The 21,893-nt window shown below is 41.4% G+C and carries 17 protein-coding genes; 12 read left to right on the plus strand and 5 right to left on the minus strand.

The annotated features are described in order from the left end of the window. The first annotated feature begins 62 nt into the window (after nucleotides 1-62). The 7 genes from lpdA to pgaD all read left to right on the plus strand — a co-directional run bounded on the left by lpdA (nucleotide 63) and on the right by pgaD (nucleotide 9,994). The gene (gene lpdA, locus B3D47_RS06175) at nucleotides 63-1,493 is read left to right on the plus strand and encodes a dihydrolipoyl dehydrogenase (RefSeq protein ID WP_004893506.1); all 1,431 of its coding nucleotides are present in this window, start codon (nucleotides 63-65) and stop codon (nucleotides 1,491-1,493) included. Between the two features lie 182 nt (nucleotides 1,494-1,675). Then, nucleotides 1,676-2,842: an ADP-forming succinate--CoA ligase subunit beta gene (gene sucC / locus B3D47_RS06180; RefSeq protein WP_004893508.1), complete on the plus strand. Its 1,167-nt coding sequence runs from the start codon at nucleotides 1,676-1,678 to the stop codon at nucleotides 2,840-2,842. An 11-nt stretch (nucleotides 2,843-2,853) separates the two neighbouring features. Further along, entirely contained in the window at nucleotides 2,854-3,744 is an 891-nt protein-coding gene (gene sucD, locus B3D47_RS06185) for a succinate--CoA ligase subunit alpha (protein ID WP_163166781.1), read from the plus strand. A 149-nt stretch (nucleotides 3,745-3,893) separates the two neighbouring features. Further along, a complete protein-coding gene (locus B3D47_RS06190; RefSeq protein WP_286860645.1) occupies nucleotides 3,894-6,347 on the plus strand; it encodes a poly-beta-1,6 N-acetyl-D-glucosamine export porin PgaA in 2,454 nt (817 codons plus the stop codon). Beyond that, nucleotides 6,347-8,152, plus strand: coding sequence for a poly-beta-1,6-N-acetyl-D-glucosamine N-deacetylase PgaB (gene pgaB, locus B3D47_RS06195; RefSeq protein ID WP_312440871.1), 1,806 nt, complete (start codon nucleotides 6,347-6,349; stop codon nucleotides 8,150-8,152). The genes B3D47_RS06190 and pgaB (B3D47_RS06195) overlap by 1 nt, the downstream gene beginning before the upstream one ends. Then, entirely contained in the window at nucleotides 8,149-9,411 is a 1,263-nt protein-coding gene (pgaC, locus tag B3D47_RS06200) for a poly-beta-1,6-N-acetyl-D-glucosamine synthase (protein WP_286860651.1), read from the plus strand. Before pgaB (B3D47_RS06195) ends, pgaC begins: the two co-directional genes overlap by 4 nt. Nucleotide 9,412: 1 nt before the next feature. Beyond that, nucleotides 9,413-9,994: a poly-beta-1,6-N-acetyl-D-glucosamine biosynthesis protein PgaD gene (gene pgaD, locus B3D47_RS06205; protein ID WP_004810820.1), complete on the plus strand. Its 582-nt coding sequence runs from the start codon at nucleotides 9,413-9,415 to the stop codon at nucleotides 9,992-9,994. On the opposite strand, the gene pgaB (B3D47_RS06210) is transcribed toward pgaD, so the two are convergent. The 4 genes from pgaB (B3D47_RS06210) to B3D47_RS06225 all read right to left on the minus strand — a co-directional run bounded on the left by pgaB (B3D47_RS06210) (nucleotide 9,972) and on the right by B3D47_RS06225 (nucleotide 14,900). Continuing rightward, on the minus strand, nucleotides 9,972-11,174 hold the full coding sequence (gene pgaB, locus B3D47_RS06210) for a poly-beta-1,6-N-acetyl-D-glucosamine N-deacetylase PgaB (RefSeq protein ID WP_286860654.1): 1,203 nt from the start codon (nucleotides 11,172-11,174) through the stop codon (nucleotides 9,972-9,974). The genes pgaD and pgaB (B3D47_RS06210) overlap by 23 nt on opposite strands. Nucleotides 11,175-11,352: 178 nt before the next feature. Next, a complete protein-coding gene (locus B3D47_RS06215; RefSeq protein WP_286860655.1) occupies nucleotides 11,353-13,059 on the minus strand; it encodes a flotillin family protein in 1,707 nt (568 codons plus the stop codon). 82 nt (nucleotides 13,060-13,141) lie between these two features. Then, nucleotides 13,142-13,777, minus strand: a complete 636-nt coding sequence (locus tag B3D47_RS06220; protein WP_008301914.1) for a YqiJ family protein — start codon at nucleotides 13,775-13,777, stop codon at nucleotides 13,142-13,144. A 580-nt stretch (nucleotides 13,778-14,357) separates the two neighbouring features. Beyond that, nucleotides 14,358-14,900 (minus strand): hypothetical protein, encoded by a 543-nt coding sequence (locus B3D47_RS06225; protein ID WP_286860658.1) that lies wholly within the window; start codon nucleotides 14,898-14,900, stop codon nucleotides 14,358-14,360. Between the two features lie 321 nt (nucleotides 14,901-15,221). On the opposite strand from B3D47_RS06225, the gene cysD reads away from it, so the two are divergent. From cysD to B3D47_RS06250, 5 genes are all read left to right on the plus strand, one after another. Then, nucleotides 15,222-16,136, plus strand: coding sequence for a sulfate adenylyltransferase subunit CysD (gene cysD, locus B3D47_RS06230; RefSeq protein ID WP_004810809.1), 915 nt, complete (start codon nucleotides 15,222-15,224; stop codon nucleotides 16,134-16,136). Between the two features lie 144 nt (nucleotides 16,137-16,280). After that, entirely contained in the window at nucleotides 16,281-17,894 is a 1,614-nt protein-coding gene (gene cysN / locus B3D47_RS06235) for a sulfate adenylyltransferase subunit CysN (RefSeq protein WP_048882306.1), read from the plus strand. A gap of 143 nt (nucleotides 17,895-18,037) precedes the next feature. Further along, on the plus strand, nucleotides 18,038-18,304 hold the full coding sequence (locus tag B3D47_RS06240) for a hypothetical protein (protein WP_004893528.1): 267 nt from the start codon (nucleotides 18,038-18,040) through the stop codon (nucleotides 18,302-18,304). Between the two features lie 241 nt (nucleotides 18,305-18,545). Next, complete coding sequence (locus B3D47_RS06245) at nucleotides 18,546-19,064, plus strand: PadR family transcriptional regulator (RefSeq protein WP_071319974.1); 519 nt, start codon at nucleotides 18,546-18,548, stop codon at nucleotides 19,062-19,064. Between the two features lie 32 nt (nucleotides 19,065-19,096). Continuing rightward, complete coding sequence (locus tag B3D47_RS06250) at nucleotides 19,097-19,354, plus strand: DUF2798 domain-containing protein (protein WP_004893532.1); 258 nt, start codon at nucleotides 19,097-19,099, stop codon at nucleotides 19,352-19,354. Between the two features lie 46 nt (nucleotides 19,355-19,400). Here the strand turns inward: B3D47_RS06250 and B3D47_RS06255 are convergent, their stop codons facing one another. Continuing rightward, nucleotides 19,401-21,797, minus strand: a complete 2,397-nt coding sequence (locus B3D47_RS06255) for a glycerophosphodiester phosphodiesterase (protein ID WP_286860664.1) — start codon at nucleotides 21,795-21,797, stop codon at nucleotides 19,401-19,403. Between the last annotated feature and the right edge of the window lie 96 nt (nucleotides 21,798-21,893).

A 21,893-nucleotide genomic window follows, 5' to 3' on the forward strand; every position in this document is an offset into this window, starting at 1 on the left:
GTTTTTAAGAATAATCAGAGCGAGTTCGAAGCGATCCTTTGAACTCGTTTTTGGAGATACAAATGTCTCAGTTTGATTTAGTTGTAATCGGTGGTGGTCCAGGCGGCTATGAAGCTGCTATTCGTGCAGCTCAACTTGGTTTTAAAGTTGCGTGTATCGAAAAACGTATTCACAAAGGTAAACCTTCTCTAGGCGGCACTTGCTTAAACGTAGGTTGTATCCCTTCTAAGGCACTTTTAGATTCTTCTCACCGTTATGAAGATACTGTTCATCACTTAGATGATCACGGTATTACGACTGGTGAAGTCGCATTTGATTTGTCTAAAATGCTTGCGCGTAAAGATAAAATCGTAAACCAATTGACCATGGGTATCGACGGTCTGCTTAAAGGCAATGGCGTTGAATGGTTAAAAGGTACTGGTAAACTCCTTGCTGGTAAAAAAGTTGAGTTTGTTTCACATGAAGGCGAAACTCAAGTTTTAGAACCTAAGTACGTGATTCTTGCAACTGGTTCTGTGCCGGTAAATATTCCTGTTGCTCCTGTAGATCAAGACATTATTGTTGACTCTACTGGCGCGCTTGAATTCCAGGAAGTGCCTAAGCGTTTAGGTGTAATTGGTGCAGGTGTAATCGGTCTTGAACTTGGTTCAGTATGGCGTCGTCTGGGTGCTGAAGTTGTTGTATTTGAAGCAATGGATGCATTCTTACCAATGGCTGATAAAGCATTGGCAAAAGACTACCAAAAAGTATTGACTAAACAAGGTCTGGATATCCGTGTTGGTGCGAAAGTATCTGGTACTGAAGTTAACGGCCGTGAAGTTACTGTTCAGTACACTCAAGGTGGCGAAGACAAAACTCAAACTTTCGACAAGTTGATCGTTTGTGTAGGTCGTCGTGCTTATGCTGAAGGTCTATTGGCTGAAGATTCAGGCATTAAATTGACTGAACGTGGTTTAGTTGAAGTCAACGATTGGTGTGCAACTTCTGTTGAAGGCGTATACGCAATTGGTGACTTGGTACGTGGTCCAATGCTTGCACATAAAGCAATGGAAGAAGGCGTAATGGCAGTTGAACGTATTCACGGTCACGCTGCACAAGTCAACTACGACACGATCATTTCTGTCATTTACACACACCCAGAAGCGGCATGGGTAGGTTTAACAGAAGAGCAAGCGAAAGAAAAAGGCATTGAGGTAAAAACTGGTCAATTCGGTTTTGCTGCGAACGGCCGTGCAATGGCTGCTGGCGAAAATGCTGGTTTCGTGAAGTTTGTTGCTGATGCGAAAACAGATCGCCTACTTGGTATGCACGTGATCGGACCTGCTGCGTCTGACATCGTTCACCAAGGTATGATCGCACTTGAATTTGTATCTTCAGTAGAAGACCTACAGTTGATGACTTTTGGTCACCCAACTTTCTCTGAAGTTGTACATGAAGCTGCTCTGGCAGTAGATGGTCGTGCAATTCACGCGATCCAGCGTAAGCGTAAATAATCTAAAAAAGAGCGGCTCCGGCCGCTCTTTTACATTTGGTGGTTGTTTTTGTATGAATAATCATCTAAAAATAAAGATAAGAATCAAAACATCGTTTTAATAAATTCCAATATCGATGTTGCAGCGCCACAGGATATTGGACGCAGTAATAACAAAGTAAAGAAGTAGTAAAAGGTCAATCAATGAATTTACATGAGTATCAAGCAAAAGCGTTATTAAAAAAATATGGCATGCCAGTTCAGGAAGGTATTCTTGCGACAAATGCTGAAGAAACCGTGCAGGCTTTTCAACAGCTGGGCGGAAAATTTGCCGTATTAAAAGCACAGGTGCATGCCGGGGGGCGTGGTAAGGCGGGTGGGGTAAAGGTAGTTAAATCTGCCGACGAAGCCGCTGAATATGCCAATCAAATTATTGGCTCACGTTTAGTGACTTATCAAACCGATGCCAATGGTCAACCAGTCAACAGTATTCTGGTCTCTGAAGATGTTTATCCGGTAGAGCGTGAACTTTATCTGGGTGCTGTTGTAGACCGTTCAACTCGCCGTATTACCTTTATGGCATCGACTGAAGGCGGTGTTGAAATTGAAAAAGTGGCAGAAGAAACGCCTGAAAAAATTATTAAAGTTGAAGTTGATCCACTCGTTGGTTTATTGCCGTTCCAGGCACGTGAAGTTGCATTTGCTTTAAACCTTAAAGATGGACAAATCAACCAATTTGTTAAAGTCATGACTGCAGCTTATCAAGCCTTTGTGGAAAATGATTTTGCCCTGTTTGAAATCAATCCGCTATCAGTCCGTGAAAATGGCGACATTCTTTGTGTCGATGCCAAAGTAGGGATCGATTCGAACGCTCTGTATCGTTTGCCTGAAGTGGCGGCACTACGCGATAAATCACAAGAGAATGAGCGTGAGCTAAAAGCCTCTGAATTTGATCTGAACTATGTTGCCTTGGAAGGTAATATTGGTTGTATGGTCAATGGTGCAGGTCTTGCGATGGCCACCATGGATATTATCAAGCTTTATGGTGGTCAGCCAGCTAACTTCCTCGATGTCGGTGGTGGTGCAACCAAAGAGCGTGTGATTGAGGCGTTCAAAATTATTTTGGCAGATACTTCTGTACAAGGTGTGTTGATTAATATTTTTGGTGGAATTGTACGTTGCGATATGATCGCTGAAGCAATTATTGCAGCAGTTCAAGAAGTAAATGTCACTGTGCCGGTTGTGGTTCGCCTTGAAGGGAACAATGCTGAGCTTGGTGCCAAATTACTGGATGAATCTGGTTTGAAATTAATTTCTGCAAATGGCCTGGCCGATGCTGCAGAAAAAATTGTTGCTGCAGTGAAAGCTTAAGGAGTATCACAATGAGCGTATTAATTAATAAAGACACCAAAGTTTTAGTTCAGGGCTTTACTGGTAAAAATGGAACTTTTCATTCCGAGCAGGCAATTGCTTACGGTACTAAAGTGGTCGGTGGGGTAACACCGGGTAAAGGTGGTCAATCACATCTGGATCTGCCAGTATTTAATACCATGCGTGAAGCGGTAAAAGAAACCCAGGCCGATGCTTCTGTAATTTATGTACCTGCACCATTTGTATTAGACTCTATTGTGGAAGCGGTTGACTCAGGTATTGAGCTGATTGTAGTGATTACTGAAGGTGTACCAACATTGGACATGCTAAAAGCCAAGCGCTATCTGGAAATTAATGGTAATGGCACGCGTCTGATTGGCCCAAACTGTCCGGGTATTATTACGCCTGAAGAATGCAAGATCGGAATTATGCCAGGCCATATCCATAAGAAAGGCAAGATCGGGATTATCTCTCGTTCAGGTACTCTGACTTATGAGGCTGTATCGCAAACGACTAAACTAGGTCTAGGTCAATCGACTTGTATCGGTATTGGTGGTGATCCAATTCCGGGTATGAACCAGATTGACTGCTTAAAACTGTTTGAAGAAGACCCTGAAACAGAAGCTATTATCATGATTGGTGAGATTGGTGGTACAGCTGAAGAAGAAGCTGCTGAATATATCCAGTCTAATGTAACTAAGCCTGTGGTGGGTTATATTGCGGGTGTGACAGCACCGAAAGGAAAACGTATGGGGCATGCAGGTGCGATTATTTCAGGTGGCAAAGGCACCGCGGAAGAAAAATTTGCAGCCTTTGAACGTGCTGGCATGGCTTATACCCGTAGTCCTGCTGAGCTTGGTTCGACCATGTATCAGTTGCTGAAGGATAAAGGGTTAATCTAAACAATAAAAATCCAACATAAAGCCCTCTTATTGAGGGCTTTTTTTAGAAGAAATACATAATAGTTTGGTCTGACAGGATGAAATTGTGAGCTAAATCGCACTTTGTTATAATGTTTGTATAAATAAAATACATAACAAGACAAATGCCAATGCTAAACAACAATAACTATTACTCAATCGCCTATGTGTTGCTTGCTACAGGAATCAGCTTGAATCCTTTATATGCAGCTATTACAGACACGCAAAGGCATCAGGTAGTCAAGCAAATTAAGTCTGGGGATACCCAAAAAGGTTTAAAAATACTCGCAGAAATGGTACGCGCAGACCCTGCGAACATGAACCTGCTGGCTGACTTTATTTTGTTAAGCCGACAATATAATTCCCCCCTAATTCAGCAAGATTACAATCTGAATCACTTAAAAATTTCAACATATCCAGTCTATGGGCAACTGCCTCTGGTGATGTTATTACGTGATCAGGGTAAATTTTTGCTGGCTGAACAATATGCAGCAAAATTTCAGAAAAACAGCACAAGTGATATTCCATGGGATTTATACCGTGGCATGTTGCTTGCGGAAAGTGGTCAGTTGGAGCAGGCAGAGCAACAAATCAGGAAAGTTGACCAGAAACAGCTGAATGCTGATCAGCTGGTACAATTAGCTTATACCTATCGCTTATTAAGACAACCTATACAGGCACTGAATACCGCAACTCGCGCTTTATCGATGAGTCGTTCGGAAAGTGTGCAGGAACAGTATGTGCTGGCTTTGGCAGCCAGTGCTGATTATGACAGTGCAAACCGTTATTTACAGCAGCAGGGTAAAGGGCAAAGTCGTCTCAAGCATGAAGTACAGCTGATCAAGTTTAGTCAACATATTCGTAATGCCATTGATTTCTATAAAGTACAAAGTGAAAAGGATCAGGGCAAAATTGCCTATACAGAGCTGGATCAGGTGATTTCGGAAATGCAGGCTTATGAAAATGAGCTAGCCCAATATCCCGAGTTACGTCAAAGATTTTATTATGAATATATTTTTGCCTTAAGTGCACGGCAACGTTCTACTGAGGCTTTGGCCCAACTGGCTAAAATCAATCAGCCGGTAGAACAGATGCCTGCCTATACCAGACATGCACTAGCTGATAGCTATTTGCGCAATCATAAACCAAAGCAGGCGGAAATATTGTACCGCAGTCTGTTTAAAGAAAAGAATTATGTAGACTATGACGTTTATGCAGGTCTGTACTATAGCTTGATTGAACAAGAAAAATTTAAAGCCGCTGATGAAGTAATTAAGGAAATGGATCAGCGCTTACCAATATTCTTCTATAGTCAGGCTAAAGGTGTAGACCGTACGATTCATATGGACCGTGATGAGTATGTGATCTTAAGAGGTCTTCATTATAGTTATAAAAACCAGCTGGATAAGGCAGAACTGTATTTTCAGGACCTGGTAAATAAATCTCCAGGAAATCGTAATTACATCAATTATCTTGCGACTATACAGCGTTGGCGTGAAAAACCTTTGCAAGCACAGGCAACGGTTTCCTTGCTCAATGGTACAGAGCCATCAACACAAGCCACCCGAATTAATAGCATGCAAAATGCGCAAGCTGTCTTTGATGTGCAGACATGGCGTAGTAGCAATACTGATCTTTTAGAGCGGGCAGGAACTGATACCGGGGTAGTACGTAGTCATAAGGAGCTCAAAGATCGTGAGCGGTTTACCATTTCACATAATAGTCTTTATGCGAAAAGTGAAACGGATGATCAAGATCTGGTCAATAATTTGAATGGTTCTCGTGAGAAACAAAGCTGGACGCGACTCAATACCCCATGGTTTTCGGATTATTACCGGGCTTTTGTGGAGCATCAGTACCGTAGTGGAGAGTATGAAGAAGGTAAGCGAGATGATCAGCGGATCGGTGTAGGACTGGAATGGGTCGATAACCGCAAGTATGCCACTGTAGCACTTTCACAAGCGACCGAGGGTGATCGCTTTGGTGTGAATATAACCTGGAATCATTGGTTAAGTGATCACTGGAATTATGGTCTGGCTTATAACAGCCAGGCAGAGATTCCATTGCAGATACAGGATGAACATGAAGGGCAGTCTTATCGTTTCGACTTAAACTGGCAACAGCATGAATCTACAAAGGCTGGATTGAGCTATCAGTTTACTGATATTGATGACGGAAATGAGCGTCAGGAACTAGGTACCTATTTCAAGCAACGTATTTTTAAGGCTCCACATCATTTAACCCATCTGAACTTATATGGATTTTGGGCATCGAATAAAGATGATGTAGAAACTTCCTATTTCAATCCATCTTCAAGTTGGAGTGCAGAAGCAGGTCTGGAACATGATTGGGTAACCTGGCGTAGTTATGATCAGTCGTTAACTCAACGTTTTTCATTAAATCTTGGTGTATTTGACCAGGAAGATTATGACTCAGGCCTGATTTATTTGGCGAAATATCAACACCTCTGGCAAATCACCAGAACCTGGTCCCTGAATTATGGGGTGTCCTATGGGCAACACCCTTATGACGGTGAAGATGAAAATAGACTTGAAGCAAGTTTTGGATTTGAAGGGAGATTCTAATGAAAACAATAAAAAATACACTCGCTCTATTAGGATGCTTAACTCTTTTTATGGCATATACTCATGCTGAAAATAAAGCGATGGATCTGCCTGAAAACCAGTTCGTAACACTCACTTTTCATGATGTCAGGAATGATGTGGCACGTCAGGGTGATCGTGATCAATATGCAATTAGTACTGAATATTTGGCGCAATACTTTGCTTGGTTAAAACATGAAGGCTGGAAAACTATTTCTTTGGAAGATATCCGCCGTGCCCGTGAGAAAAAAATTCCATTACCAGAAAAATCGGTACTTTTGACTTTCGATGATGGGGCGCTAAGTGGATATACCCAAGTATTTCCTTTATTAAAACAATATAAATTACATGCCGTTTTTGCTATTCCAACCAGCTGGATTGGTACCAGGCATAAAGATGCCATAGAGTCCTATGGGGCAAATAATCTGATGAATTGGGACCAGATGCGGGAAATGCAAAATAGTGGCTTAGTCGAGTTTGTATCGCATTCACATAATCTGCATCATGGAGTTATTTCGAATCCACAAAGAAATATGCAGCCTGCTGCAACTGCACGTATATATGATCTGACAAAGGCACGTTATGAATCTGACCTCGCTTATAAGCAGCGTGTGCTGGAAGACTTAAAGCGTTCTAAAGCCATTCTGGAACAGGAATTGTCAGTACCGACTCATGCAATTTTCTGGCCCTATGGCGCTGTAACAGCGGAAACAGAAGATATTGCTAAGCAGGCAGGACTAAGCATGTCTTTTAGCCTCGGCACTATGGCGCCATTGGCTGATTCAGTAAAAACCTATCAGCGTGCCTTGATTATGAATAACCCGAACCTGGCAGAAATTAGAGAGGCAATGTCTGAGTTTTTGTATCACACCAAGCAACCCTATCTGGAGCAGAAGAGCTTTATTCAGTTTAATTTGAAAGATCTTGCACAGCCCAGTATAAAACAGGCTGATGAAAAACTCGGTCAGTTCCTCAACCAGTTAGATGCACTGAAAACCAATCAGCTGATCTTGAAACCTGTTGCCGATCTCGATGGTAATGGCACGGTTGATGTGGCTTACTTCCCGAACAGCCAGTTAAAAATGCAACAGGATTTACTGAACCGTACTTTATGGCAAGCACGTACCCGTACGTATCAGCGTGTTTATGCAGAGTTACCGCTCAGTATGATGAATCAGGGCTATAATATGGTCCAGCTGGTTGAAGATATATTCAAATATAACAGCATTCTGGAAGGCTTGGTGATAGATGCTGGCCAAGAGTTAAATTGTGCTGTAGAGAGTACACAGTGGTCGGCTGAATGTAAGAAACAGATTGAGCGAGTTATTAACTTAAAACAAAATACGAGTCGACGTGCCAAATACTATGCCAATATCAGTAATGTCTATTTGGCAGTACTGAAAATAAATACCCATAAAACTATGGGGCTGAAGGCCTTATTTGAAACCCTGGCAGATGATTCAGACTATATCTATCTGGTTTTGGATCAAAAAACCAGCAAAGCTGAGCATAACCAGTTGCTCAAAAATATTCAGCAGTTGACCTCCGTACAAAAACAACGTTTGATGATCGGTTTTGATCTGGCAGGTCAATCAGAACAAGATCAATGGATTACTAATAGTATTGCGAATTTACGTAGACAAGGTATCCAGAAAATTTCGCTTGAAAATTATAACTTTAAAAATGCCGGGCAGGTTCAACAAAGACTTTATGCATCGATTAGCTTAAACAGTAATCCTTTCGTTTATCGTGATCCCTTTCAGGCTCAGCAGGGAGAACGTAAATGATTAATAGTATCAGTTTACATGATGTCATCTTTGGCTTTGCTTTTTTCTATCCATTGTTTATGGCCTGGATGTGGATTGCTGGCGGAATCTGGTTTTTTATAAAACGCGAACTAAATCAGAAAGCATTACCTGAACCCAAAGAAGCAGGTTGTAGTATTTTAATTCCCTGTTTTAATGAGGCTGAACAGGTCAAGCAGACCATTCGTTATGCCATGCAAAGTCAGTATCCAAAATTTGAAGTGATTGCGATTAATGATGGTAGTTCGGATCAGACAGGAGAGATTCTGGATGAACTGGCAGAAAAATATCCAAAATTACGTGTAGTACATTTGGCCGAGAACCAGGGTAAAGCGTATGCACTACGTGCAGGCGCAATGGTAAGTGGTTATGAGTACCTGATCTGTATTGATGGCGATGCGTTAATGCATCCACATTGTGTACTTTGGATGATGCATCATTTAACCATGTTCCCGCGTGTCGGAGCGGTAACGGGTAACCCGCGGATTATCAATCGCTCCAGCATACTAGGCAAAGTTCAGGTTGGAGAATTTTCTTCTATTATCGGATTGATTAAGCGGGCACAACGTACTTATGGTCGCATTTTCACTGTCTCTGGTGTCTGTGCCGGATTTAGAAAAACTGCTCTGGATCGTATTGGTTACTGGCGTGATGACATGATTACCGAAGATATTGATGTGTCATGGCGTTTGCAGTTTGATCATTGGGATGTGCAGTATGTCCCTCAAGCACTCACCTATATTTATATGCCCGAAACTTTTAGAGGGTTGTGGCAGCAGCGATTACGCTGGGCACAAGGTGGTATTGAAGTACTCTTTGCGTATATTCCTAAAATATTTAAATGGCGTTTGCGCCGCATGTGGCCGATTGCACTGGAATCTGTGATTAGCGTGTTATGGGCATATACCATGTTTGGTGTATTCGTCTTGTTCTTTTATGGTTTGTTCTTTCCTGTGGCCCCAGAGTGGTATATCAATTCTCTGTTGCCGCAGTGGTATGGTGTGATTCTCGGCGCAAGCTGTTTGATTCAGTTCATGGTCAGTCTATGGATTGACCGTAGATATGATAAAGGTCGAATGTTCAGAAGTTATTTCTGGGTAATCTGGTACCCACTATTTTTCTGGATTTTAACTATGTTAACGACCGTTGTATCGTTGCCGAAGACCATTTTTAAAACCCAAACCCGTGCACGGTGGATCAGTCCAGACCGAGGCTTCCGTGGTGAAACAGAGGTAAAATAAGGTGAAAAACAATAAAAATATTCCTGCCAAGCCGCAGGTTAAAATTGCCGAGTATATGGAGCTCCCAACAACTGTTGAACTTTCTGAACTCAGTGTCGCAGCAACTGTTAAAGAATCTAAACTCGATATTCCGGAGTATATCGATGTTCCAGAATATGTAAGTGGTCGAACGAGTGGTTATAGCCTGATGGCATTAGGCTGGATGGCGTGGATATGGTTATTTATGCCATTGGCCTCCCTGGGTTTATGGTGGTTTGAATCGAGTCTGATTGTTGATCATGTGTTAATAGACCATAAACCTTATCAGGGAATGACGCTACTTGAGCTGGCCCTACTGATTATTATTGCTTTTTCAAGCTTGCTGTTATGGGCGTGTTATAACTGGATCCGATTCAATCGAGTAGATCGGCGTTCGGCACCTAGACCGGTTGAACTCCAGGAGATTGCTTATAGCTTTGATGTTGAAAAGCATGCTCTACTGGAAATGGTACAGGCCAAACAATTGACCCTGTACTATAATCAGGAGGGGAGATTAGAGCAGTACGATATACAAGGTAGGCCTATGAAAATTTCTTTGGCTTAAAAATCGTTGCATGTGGGTGTGGCATAAAAGGATCTTCTGGATAATAGCCAATATGCTGCACTCCTTGTTCTTTTAATAGATGTACAGTTTCTAATAACTCCTCATTTGAAAGTTTGTGCTGTGTATTCCAGTCTATGGTTTGAATTTCAAAAATGGTCCGAGATAAAGTAGGGTCATACTGCCGTGCTTTTTCTACCAAATTAAGATAGAACTTGGAGTGGTCTGGGGCTTTTTCCATATAAGGCATAGCCATAACAGCATTATAATCATAATGCTGTAGGGTACTTGAGGTTGATTGTGCAAACCATTTCTCGCTTTCAGGATTCAACATCACAGGCGCATAAGAGTTTCGGGCAAATTTGAGTGATGGATTGGTGATTTTAAGCTTATTACTCAATTTTAAAGCAAGATTATCTAAATAGGCGGTTTTAGCTTTAGCAAACTTCATTTGTTCTGGATGTTGAGGATGACGTAATATTTTTTCAGCATCTTTAAATCCCCAGTATTTATATACTTGCATGGCAGAGGATGAACTATCTTCATAGTCATTCAAGGTAATATCGTCATGATACAAAATACCGTCCACAGTTATTTTATCTGTTAATGCTTTATAGATATCATAGACATAATCAAAGTTTTTTGGATCAAATGGCGACAGGCGAATATAACCTTTTATGTTCTGGTTTGTAGTTTCTACATAATTTGCCCGGTAGTGCTTTGGCAGTTCCCAAGCCCACATGGGTAACCAGGCATAGATTTTTTTAACAGTGGTACGATTTCGAATCTGTTCAGTAACTTTTTTAAATAAATCTTCCCGGACAGGCATATGTGGGTTAGGGAAATACACTTCATTCGCTGAACCATTAGCATCCTCATCAGCATAAGCCTGTAAAAAAATAGTATTAGGCTGGACAGTCTCTATACGCTTGATTAACTGGTTAATATTACGTGTCATCTGACGTGGATCAGGGTCATAAATATAGTCTAAATCAAGATGCATAATTGACATCTCTAATTGTTGGTTCTTCTGGTACCTTTCAATTAATGATGAAAAAGATAAAGGTTTGGTCAGTGCATTTGATGAGCTAGAAAAGGTGCTAAGTAAACTTAAAGAGGTAATTAAACCTAAGCTTAAAGTTATATTGAGTGCAGATTTTCTGGAGTAAGTTGTATTTTTCATTATGCTATCCAGTAATTATCATTATTATAAATTTTCTTATCTTAATAATCCATCATGAGAATGATGCTTATTCGCTTTCTTTACTGATAGCATGTTTATTTGGAAATATATGTGTAATTTTTGAAAAAAGCTTCCATCTTGGAAGCTTTTTTATTTTAAAAATTTTAGCGATAAATTTTTAGGTTTTCGTTTTTAGACTTTGTGTCATCCCATTAATATCACCACCCTGAATGCCCAACTCACTCATCAGACTGTCAATGAGCGGAGCTTGACTGCGGTAGCGTAGAGCACTATTTACAACTTGGTCGGAAAGAGCAACATTACTACTTTCATGATGAGCATCTGCCTGACAAGAACCTGTATGTGCTCCGTGAAGGCCATTCACCTGAAGAATTTTTATATCATCAATGTTTTCCATTGGCTTGACGCTTTCACGGATAATTTCAGGTAGGTATTTGAGCATTGCCAGACGGATCTGCATTTCTACCTGCTCTGAAGACAGTACATTGTTAGCTTCATTCACTGCACGGGTACCTTCAGCATCGACCTGATACTGTTTCTCCATTGCATGAGCCAGGAGAACTTTAGCATCTGCTTCACCCTTGGCTTTTAAACGAACTTTTTCAGCTTCTGCTTCAGCGGCAATACGAACCGCTTCTGCATCATCAGCCGCTGCCTGTTTACCTGCTTCAGCAGCCACGGTAATCGCAATTGCATCTTTCTCAGCCTGTTCTTTGGCAGCCACCAGTTCAACTGCTTTTTGACGTTCTGCCTGCTGAATCTGACGTACTGTTACGACTTCTTCTTCAGCTTTTACTGCTTGAGCACGGGCAAGATCTGCTTGTGCTTTGGCTTCAGATTCGGCACGAGATTTTTCAGCAATCGCAATCGCACGGTCCTGTTCAGCCAGTTCAATGGTTTTCTTTTGTTCAACCTGAGCTTTTTGAATAATCTGTGCTTTCTGGATATTTTCATTTTCGACATCACGGGCAGCCAGAATACGTTTTAATTCTACTTCGCGTTCAGCCGCAATACGTGCTTCCTCAGCTTCACGTTTTTTAGCAGCTTCTTGGGCTGCAATCTCAGCCAGCTGTTCAGCGCGACGAATCGAAATTTCACGTTCCTGTTGCAGCTTGGCGTATTCTTCTTCACGAATAATCTGTAAACGTGCCTGTTCAGCTTCAAGATTCTTGGTTTTAATTGCCAGGTCAGTATCCTGTTCAATATGGTTGCGTTTACGGCGACGGTCTTCAATGGTTTCAGTCAGTTTGGTCAGACCTTCGGCATCGAAAGCATTTTGTGGATTGAAATATTTGAAGCCAGTCTGATCCAGACCTGTTAAAGAAACAGTTTCAAGTTCAAGACCATTTTTATGCAGGTCTTCCGACACGACTTGCTGTACTTTTTGTACAAAGTCGACACGCTTCTCATGCAGCTCTTCCATCGCCATTTCAGCAGCTACGGCACGTAACGAGTCCACGAATTTGCCCTCTACCAGATTTTTCAGCTCGTTCGGTGACATGGTTTTTTGACCAAGGGTTTGTGCTGCCGTTGCAATTGAATCTGCGGTTGGTTTAACCCGGACATAGAATTCGGCCATAACATCGACACGCATACGGTCACGGGTAATCAGTGCCTGATCATCAGCACGGCGAACTTCCAGACGCAGAGTATTCATATTTACCGGTATAATTTCATGCAATACCGGCAGAACCAGCGCACCACCGCCTAGAATGACTTTCTCCCCGCCAAAACCGGTACGGACAAAAGAAATTTCCTTACTTGAACGACGGTAAAGGCGAGCAATGATCAGACCAAATGTGATCAAGCCGGCAAAGATAACCCCAGTAATGATTAAAATGTTATATAAATCAAAATTTAGCATTGTTGTTTGTTCTCTGTTTTAGCGTATTTGAAAATATAATTTTGGATTAAATAATAAATATAAAGTAAGAGAGGATAAGTATTTAGACTTTCATGGCCTGGAAGCCATTGCGGGTTTTATCCATTAAAATCACAGATTGGCCCTGTTTCAGGATTTCACCATTGGCAGGTTCGACCAGCACATAATGGGTATGGCCATACTGATCTTGAACTTTGGCTTGTGCTGGTGAGTTGGCACGAGCATCGCCGAGGATAATGATTGCAGTTCGGCCAATCAATTCTTCAATATGAATCGCGGTGGTTTCATCTTTTGGCAGGATCTTTTCCGCTATTTTGGCATTAAAACGGACCAGAGGCATGCACAGGAACAGGCAGGCTGGGGAAATGATCCAGCCATTAATTAAATGTCCAGTAAAACGTTCAAATATACCTTGAATCAAAAGACCGCTTAAGCCATAGGTGGTCAGGAAAATGATCAGCCAGATAAAGAGAGGAAGTTGTCCCAGATACAGCCAGTCGAATACCTTGCTAAAGATATTAGGGTTATTGGCAGGATGAAGGTCTACATGATGCGAGTCTTCAGGCAAGAGTTGGTCAAAAACACTTTGTGAACCACCACCCAGAAACAGCAATATACATTCCAGCGCTGCAAACATCAGCATCAGGCTAAGACTAATACTGAAAACAACATTCGACGGTTCGGTAAAAAGCTCCCACATTGCTTCGGGTCTCTATCTATAATTATGTTTGGCAAAATGAGTAAGAATAATTCTTGCTTATAAAAAGATAACATTGATTATACATTTTGCAATCTAAATACACACAAAAGTAGCGGATATGAAACTTGAAAAATTTAAATATTTGGAAATTAGATTGAATTCTTGTATGAGTTATCAAATTAATATTTTAGAAAACAATAGCTTCAAAAAGATGACAGTATCTTAATAAATTTATGAATAAATGGATAAAAAATTAACGTAGTCATATTTTTGTTAAAGCTGAAATTCGAATGAAACAGACATTTAGTCAGTGACAATGACTTTATTTGATCGAAGGATATCTTAATAAGAACTTTTTCTTATCTGATAGGAGGTGCTTAATAATGAATGCGATAAAGCGCAACATTAAACATTTTTAATATTCACCTTTTTTTAAAAAGTATATGTCTGTTATGCTGATCTTAAAACAATTGATTTATATAAATATTTCAACCTGAAGATTGCCGAAAGAAGGCTAAATTGAATTGAGCTGATCGCATGTGTATCGACTCTACGATTAATTCAATTAGCCTAAGTAGAATTACAACAATGACGTCTGAATACGTACTTTCATATCTAAAGCTTGCTGAAGAATATACGCTTTCATCCATTGTACCTGTTCACCCATTGGATTAGTTTTTACCGCCGTATTCAGGAAATCCAATTCGGGCTTGCTAAACAGCTGATCTTCAAGTGCCTGTTCAAGTGTCTGGCTATTCGCGGCTAAAGGCAGGGCAACCACATAAAATGCTTTAGGGTAGTTATAAAAAGCATATAAAAGATTGAAGGCCTTCTGGTCACCTTTCAGATTACCTGCACCAATCTCATATTTCGGATTCTGGTTACTATGTGTCAGGCCGATAACGTATTCAGCATTATTGTCTTGCAGGCGAACTCCGAACTGTAGACCAATCTGATCTGCAGTCAGTTCATGCTGTATATAGACATTTAAAGCATTACCATCATCAGAAAAGGGGCCTTGTAAAATTAGCATGTGTTGTTGATGCTGATAGATATAGCCAGCCAGGTTGGCCTGTTCAAGACGGGTTTTTAACGTTTCTAGGGTATATTGAGTAAATGGCATGTCTAAATTTAGATCCATAGGTACTAGGATTACTCTAGGTGGTTTTGCTACCGTTGGGAACAGGTACTTTAGATGATTTATCTATGAAGTTATTGCTAAAAAATAGTAGGTTTAAAAAGCTAAATAGAAGAAAATACTAAAATTCAAAGCATTAAAAATCACTAGATTGAATAAAACTAATAATAGATATCAGTGAAGTTTTATATGATGTTTTGATATATGGATAGCACAAAACAAGAAAACGTTATGAAAACTTAATCACTATAATGAATATAAATTTTATAAAGTGTAATAAGTACACGTGTAATACGCAGGTTGTCCATGTCATTAAATGAGGAAAGACTTACTCATCTTAAACAGCTTGAAGCTGAGAGTATTCACATCATTCGCGAAGTTGCTGCCGAGTTTGAAAACCCAGTCATGCTTTATTCGATTGGTAAAGATTCCGCAGTAATGCTGCATCTAGCATTAAAAGCGTTTTACCCTGCAAAACTTCCATTCCCGCTACTTCATGTAGACACGGGCTGGAAATTCAAAGACATGATTGCCTTCCGTGACAACATGGCAAAAACTCATGGCTTTGATCTGATCGTGCATCAGAACAAAGAAGGCCGTGATGCGGGTATTAACCCATTCGATCACGGTAGCTCAAAATACACCGACATCATGAAGACTCAAGGGCTAAAACAGGCACTTGATAAATATGGTTTCGATGCCGCCTTCGGTGGTGCGCGCCGTGACGAAGAAAAATCTCGTGCCAAGGAGCGAGTATACTCATTCCGTGACTCGAAACACCGTTGGGATCCTAAAAACCAGCGTCCAGAACTTTGGAACCTTTACAACGGTAAAGTGAACAAAGGCGAAAGTATTCGTGTATTCCCATTATCGAACTGGACTGAGCTTGATATCTGGCAATACATCTATCTTGAAAGTATTCCATTGGTCCCACTATATCTTGCTGCTGAACGCCCAGTTGTTGAGCGCAGCGGTACACTGATTATGGTGGACGATGAGCGTATGCCTTTAAAAGAAGGTGAAGTTCCACAAATGAAATCGGTACGTTTCCGTACTTTAGGTTGTTACCCATTAACGGGTGCAGTTGAATCCACTGCCAACACCTTGCCGGAAATTATCCAGGAAATGTTGCTTGCAACCAGCTCTGAGCGTCAAGGCCGTATGATTGACCATGATGAGGCAGGTTCAATGGAGAAGAAGAAGCAGGAAGGCTACTTCTAAGCATCTTCAAATCTTCCCTTAACCCCTTCTTTAATAAAGAAGGGGAACTCCCAAGGGAACGGAGCCAAGTCTCCCTTTACCAAAGAGAGATTTAGAGGGATTCAAGATTAAACCGATTTCTTAAGCATTTGTGGAGTTTGAGCGATGTCTCATCAATCTGAATTAATCAGCCAGGATATCCTGAGCTATTTAAAACAACATGAAAATAAAGACTTACTGCGTTTCTTGACTTGCGGTAACGTTGATGATGGTAAATCTACTTTAATCGGTCGTTTGCTTTACGATTCAAAACTGATTTATGAAGATCAGTTGCAAGCTGTAACACGTGATTCTAAAAAAGTCGGTACGACTGGCGATGCACCTGACTTGGCTTTGCTGGTAGATGGTCTGCAAGCGGAACGTGAGCAGGGGATTACTATTGATGTCGCTTACCGTTATTTCTCTACTGAAAAACGTAAGTTCATCATCGCAGATACTCCGGGGCATGAGCAATATACGCGTAACATGGCGACAGGTGCGTCTACTGCAGATCTTGCAATTATCCTGATTGACGCACGTTATGGCGTACAGACTCAGACTCGCCGTCATAGCTTTATTGCCAGCCTGCTGGGTATTAAGAACATTATTGTTGCGATCAACAAAATGGACCTGGTGGAGTTCTCTGAAGCTCGTTTCAACGAGATCAAGGCAGACTATACTGACTTCGTGAACCAGTTAGGTGACCGTACGCCAGCGAATATTATCTTCACACCGATTTCTGCCCTGAATGGCGATAACGTGGTGAACAAGTCTGAAAATACGCCGTGGTATACAGGCCAGACCCTGATGGGTACTCTGGAAACTGTTGAAATTACCCACAGTGTAGATAAAGAAGAATTCCGCTTCCCGGTTCAGTATGTTAACCGTCCTAACCTCGATTTCCGTGGTTTCTGCGGTACTGTAGCGCTGGGTGAAGTGGCTGTAGGCGATGAGATTGTCGCTTTACCATCAGGCAAGAAATCTACTGTTAAGGAAATTGTTACTTTTGACGGCAATTTGCAACGTGCATTTGCAGGTCAGGCAGTGACTTTAACCTTGAACGATGAGATTGATATTTCTCGCGGCAACATGCTGGTTAAAGCGGGTGATCAGCCTTTAGCTTCACGTTCGGTTCGTGCTTCTGTGGTATGGATGAATGACCAGCCATTGGTTAAAGGTAAGTTGTATAACGTTAAGCTAGGTACGCAAACGGTTCCTGCAAAAGTTGCAGAGATCAACTACCGTGTAAACGTCAATACACTTGAGAAAACTCAGGTAGAGCAGCTGGATCTGAACGCAATTGCTGATGTTCAAATCGAGTTTGATGCGCCAGTGGTATTCGACCGTTACCGTGAAAGCCGTCATACTGGTTCGTTTATCTTCATTGACCGTTTAAGCAACGTCACTGTTGGTGCGGGCATGATTGAAGATGCAATCGAATGGACTGCACATACCAATCCTGTGACTGCTGAAGATCGTGCTGCACGTTTGGGTCAAAAACCAGCTGCGGTATCTGTATCTGCTAAAGCGCTTGAAAATGCTCAAGCACTTGAAAGCCTGTTAATTCAGCAAGGTGTGGTTGCGATTGCAAAAGTCGGTCTTTCAGCTGATCAAGTTGCGCTGGTTCGTGAAACTGGTGTGGTTGTGGTGACTGAGGTAACTGAAGGTACAGATGTGACTTTTGCTCAGGAATCTGCTGAAGAACTTGCTGAGAAAATTGTGGAACTGGTTCGTCTATAAGACTGGACTGGTTTTAGAGAAACCCGCTGTAAGGCGGGTTTTTTATTGCCTAAATTTGTTTGCATGAAAATCATTCGATTAGTCAAAATGTGATCTTTCAATTTATTAGTTACTAAATACAATTCTCCCTAGATGGGGGATTTATGAAAAAATTATTATTGCTGGCTGGCTTGTGTATGACTTTTGGAGTTGAAGCCAAACAGAGTAGCCAAAGCGTTGAAGCAATCAAGCAGAAGATTATTAAAGAATCAATTGAGAGTTATCCGGGTAATTGCCCATGTCCTTATAATACAGCGAGTAATGGTAGTCGTTGTGGTAAGCGTAGTGCTTATAACCGAGCGGGTGGATATGCGCCACTTTGTTATCCGGAGGATATAAGTGACCGGATGGTAAGGGAATATAAACGTTAAAATTCTAATGTGTGAGATTATCAATCATCCACATTTAAGCATTCATATAAGGCGGTAACAATACACATTGTGGGTTTTCCATTAATTTTTCAATATTGATCTTAACTAGGAATGAGCCTGTATATTGATGTTCTTCAAAAAACATTTTTTGTCGAATTTCTTTATCTTTAAATCTGACTTTTATCGCTTTGCTTAAGTATGGTAAGATATATCTTAATTAATTTTAAGATATATCTTTGCTATGTCTATAATTCCTAATTCTGTCCTAACAGAAGAACAAGAGAACTCTCCAAAAACTCGCAAACGTCTGTTTGAAGCAGGTGAAATGAAATTGCTGGTGCTGCATTTTATTGCCCAAGCACCCAAATTTAGCTACGATATTATTAAAGAAGTGGCTGCTTTAGTGGGTGGGAACTATAAGCCGAGCACCGGCACAATCTGTCCAACCATTAGTTATCTTGAAGAACAGCAATATACGCAAATGACTATGAGTGCTGATGAGCGCAAGCAGTATCACATTACTGACAAAGGTCAGGCACATCTCAAAGAACATCAGCAAACCTTACAAAAGGTACTAGACCGTTTTAATACGCGCAAACAAATTCAATTGAATGAACAATATGTCGATATTAAGCATGCGATGGAAAATTTAAAAACCTCACTGCGTTTAAAGATTCAACATAGCGAACTTAATGAAATCCAAATACATGAAATTGCAGAACAGATTGATCAAGCAGCCATAAACATCACACGTCTGTAATCCGATTCACGATTTAAAAATCAGGTAAAATGATGAAAAAAATAGTTCCCAAATTTCATGTCAAACATTTGAATTGGCTCATGCCTTTGATCCTTTCCGGCATTATGAGTGGTGCAATTTCCTGCTTTAACATGCTACTCAATAAGGGCTGGAGTGATCAGTTTATTTCATTATGGCTGCATGCCTGGAGCATGTCATGGCTGATGGCATTTCCATTAATTTTGGTGATGCTGCCCTTAGTACGTCGTACCCTAATGAAATTCGTGGATGTGCCTAAAGGAAATCTTTAAATGAAAACACCCAATTCGTGAATTGGGTGTTTTGCTTATAAAACTATTATTGGATAGTGACAGTTACAGGTTCTGCATACAGGGTGTATGTATAGTTTGGAGCGATTGTATAGTCATAACGCGGCATAACATAAGCTGTGCCTTTCTCTGCAAATGTTACACTCTGACCATTTTGCGTATATTTAGCCGAGCCAGGCAGAACCAGCATATTTTTAAAGATATAAGAGGATTTACTGCCAACTTGTGTCTGAATCTCACCCGGAATTTCCAGAGCTTGACCTGCTGTAGCATTGAGCTGTTTTGGCGTATTCAGTTTTACCACAAAATTAGATGCATCATGTGCATAATCTGTGGTGAGACCATGTGTTCCTTGGACATACATACGATTAAAATCATCTTTGTTTAAACGGAACGTCCACGGCCAGAAAGTGACTCCGCGCTGGGAGGCAGTACGCATTAAATTCGCACTCAAGCCGCTAAAAGACGGATTGAAAGTGGATGAATACTGTTGAGTCGCATCCAGAATTCGCCGTGTATTGACCAAATCGCTTTGTGCGGCTGGAGTACTGGTAAGGAAACCGGTTGATACACCTGGAAGCACATTCTTCATTTGTAAAATCTGGTCGCCACTAAAACTGATCACAATAGCTTGATCATAGGCATCATGTTTATCTAGCAGTGCTTTGATCTTTGGTACGATCTCGGGCTTGTAGCTTTTAATTTCAATAAAGTTGGTGACATGTGGGTACTTTTTCACCTCAGCCAGCACTTCATCCATGGTAGGAATCTGACGGTTATAGTTCAGCGTTCGGAGCTCACGTACTTCTGCCAGTGTCATGTCCTCAATATTGCGATTGACACCAGTCGTGCGTAGCACAGAGGTATCATGCATAAGAATGACATGGTCATCTTTAGTCAGATACACGTCGTATTCCACTGCATCAGCTCCTACAGTGATCGCTTTGAGAGTGCCCTCCAGTGTGTTTTCATCGTCTTGCGCCGGGATACCGCGATGTCCGGTAATCAGCGGCTTACGCAACAGGGTGTTGGGTGCCATGCGCTGCATAATTTCTTTATATAGGTCAGGATGGTTGCTATAAATTCCATTAACACCTGTAGCTAGAATTTTTGCTGCGTCCAAGACCTGTGTACTGTCACTCTTGGCCCAAGGCGTAATCAATAAACGTTGTAGATGACTAACTGCTTCAGGTGTTAGTAATTGCGGTGGCAAGATGACGATTTTGGACAGCGATACATTGGTATTGTGGGCGATGGTCACGATATCTTTGCTGTTATAACCCAGCCCGGTCTGCTTGGAATAATCCAGAGCTGTTCGGAGCATCGGTAAATCAATACGGGCCTGACGCAGTAAATCTACATTATCGGAAATGAGGGTGATATCAGCCAGATCATAATCTTCTGTCAGTCCTTTCAGTGCCTGAATGGTTGCCGAATTTTGGAGAGTGAGTAAAGGTAAAGTTCGACGCTGGGTATCTTTAAGATAATCAGTCAGGTGGCTCACTTTCTGATTGTTGCTTAATAAATTAAGATCTGCATCAAGTTGATAAGCAACATGGGTAGCCGCGGTCGAGACCGGGCCATTAAGCGGTGCAGCCTGAGCTAAAGTCGGTGCCATTGAAACCGGGAGCTGCTGGTCAATAATGTCAGTGACTTTATTGGATTCAGGCAAGGCATCGAGTTGTTCAGTGACTTTGAGGTGGCTTACTTTCATCAATAAGCCGGCACTAGATAAACCAATGCTGCCTTGAGCCAGGTTATAAGGCAAGGTGCTATCCAATACCAGTTGATCATCCAGATAATGCCGTACACGATTTCCATACACTACAACGCTGGCCTTGTGAGTTTTCTGAAGGCCAATATCTTCGCTATGAGCAGACTTCTGTAGCACATTCCAACTATTGGTTGGCATGCGTAAAGATAGTTCCAGACCACTAGCACTAGTGGTAGCAACCCGCATGGCAAACTGGTAATAGGGGGTAAAAGACGGATCAGCGAACTGATCTGCGCCTCGGTAGATGATACTGCCCCAGCGGGCTTCATTGAGTGCTTCTTCAAATGAAAATTCCATATCGATACGGTAATTGCGTAATTGCTGGAATTTCTCTGGCAGAAGCAAGGTTGTCATTTGTGTGCTATGGGCACGACCATCGATATACAAATCGCCATTTTCAAGATATACCTGGCCCGCGTTATTTTTAGGTTGTATCCAGTCGCCAGAAAGAGTCGTCCATTTATCAAAATTTTCATCCAGAAGAACCTCTGGAATGGGAACTTCTTCATCAGGAATATTGGGCTCAGGAGCCGGCTGATCTGGCTGGGTTACCGGTGGCTGTAAGGAGCCTGAATTCTTCTCGTCATCATCAGAACATGCGGTGAGGCCCAAGGACAGCAAAATAGAGAGGTAGAGGTGAGCAGGTTTCATGCTTTTAATATTCTCAAGTCATTTATATTTGAATTTGAGAAATTAAAAGCAGAACATGACATTTATATGGATTTGTCATAAATGAAAATAATTCTT

The sequence above is a fragment of the Acinetobacter sp. UBA3461 genome (assembly GCF_002381195.1).
Lineage (GTDB): Bacteria > Pseudomonadota > Gammaproteobacteria > Pseudomonadales > Moraxellaceae > Acinetobacter > Acinetobacter schindleri.

Bases quoted from the DNA above. Each gene is read 5' to 3' on its own strand.
- lpdA (WP_004893506.1), top strand. From the start codon at position 63: ATGTCTCAGTTTGATTTAGTTGTAATCGGTGGTGGTCCAGGCGGCTAT.
- sucC (WP_004893508.1), top strand. From the start codon at position 1,676: ATGAATTTACATGAGTATCAAGCAAAAGCGTTATTAAAAAAATATGGC.
- sucD (WP_163166781.1), top strand. From the start codon at position 2,854: ATGAGCGTATTAATTAATAAAGACACCAAAGTTTTAGTTCAGGGCTTT.
- B3D47_RS06190 (WP_286860645.1), top strand. From the start codon at position 3,894: ATGCTAAACAACAATAACTATTACTCAATCGCCTATGTGTTGCTTGCT.
- pgaB (WP_312440871.1), top strand. From the start codon at position 6,347: ATGAAAACAATAAAAAATACACTCGCTCTATTAGGATGCTTAACTCTT.
- pgaC (WP_286860651.1), top strand. From the start codon at position 8,149: ATGATTAATAGTATCAGTTTACATGATGTCATCTTTGGCTTTGCTTTT.
- pgaB (WP_286860654.1), bottom strand. From the start codon at position 11,174: ATGAAAAATACAACTTACTCCAGAAAATCTGCACTCAATATAACTTTA.
- B3D47_RS06215 (WP_286860655.1), bottom strand. From the start codon at position 13,059: ATGCTAAATTTTGATTTATATAACATTTTAATCATTACTGGGGTTATC.
- B3D47_RS06220 (WP_008301914.1), bottom strand. From the start codon at position 13,777: ATGTGGGAGCTTTTTACCGAACCGTCGAATGTTGTTTTCAGTATTAGT.
- B3D47_RS06225 (WP_286860658.1), bottom strand. From the start codon at position 14,900: ATGCCATTTACTCAATATACCCTAGAAACGTTAAAAACCCGTCTTGAA.
- cysD (WP_004810809.1), top strand. From the start codon at position 15,222: ATGTCATTAAATGAGGAAAGACTTACTCATCTTAAACAGCTTGAAGCT.
- cysN (WP_048882306.1), top strand. From the start codon at position 16,281: ATGTCTCATCAATCTGAATTAATCAGCCAGGATATCCTGAGCTATTTA.
- B3D47_RS06240 (WP_004893528.1), top strand. From the start codon at position 18,038: ATGAAAAAATTATTATTGCTGGCTGGCTTGTGTATGACTTTTGGAGTT.
- B3D47_RS06245 (WP_071319974.1), top strand. From the start codon at position 18,546: ATGTCTATAATTCCTAATTCTGTCCTAACAGAAGAACAAGAGAACTCT.
- B3D47_RS06250 (WP_004893532.1), top strand. From the start codon at position 19,097: ATGAAAAAAATAGTTCCCAAATTTCATGTCAAACATTTGAATTGGCTC.
- B3D47_RS06255 (WP_286860664.1), bottom strand. From the start codon at position 21,797: ATGAAACCTGCTCACCTCTACCTCTCTATTTTGCTGTCCTTGGGCCTC.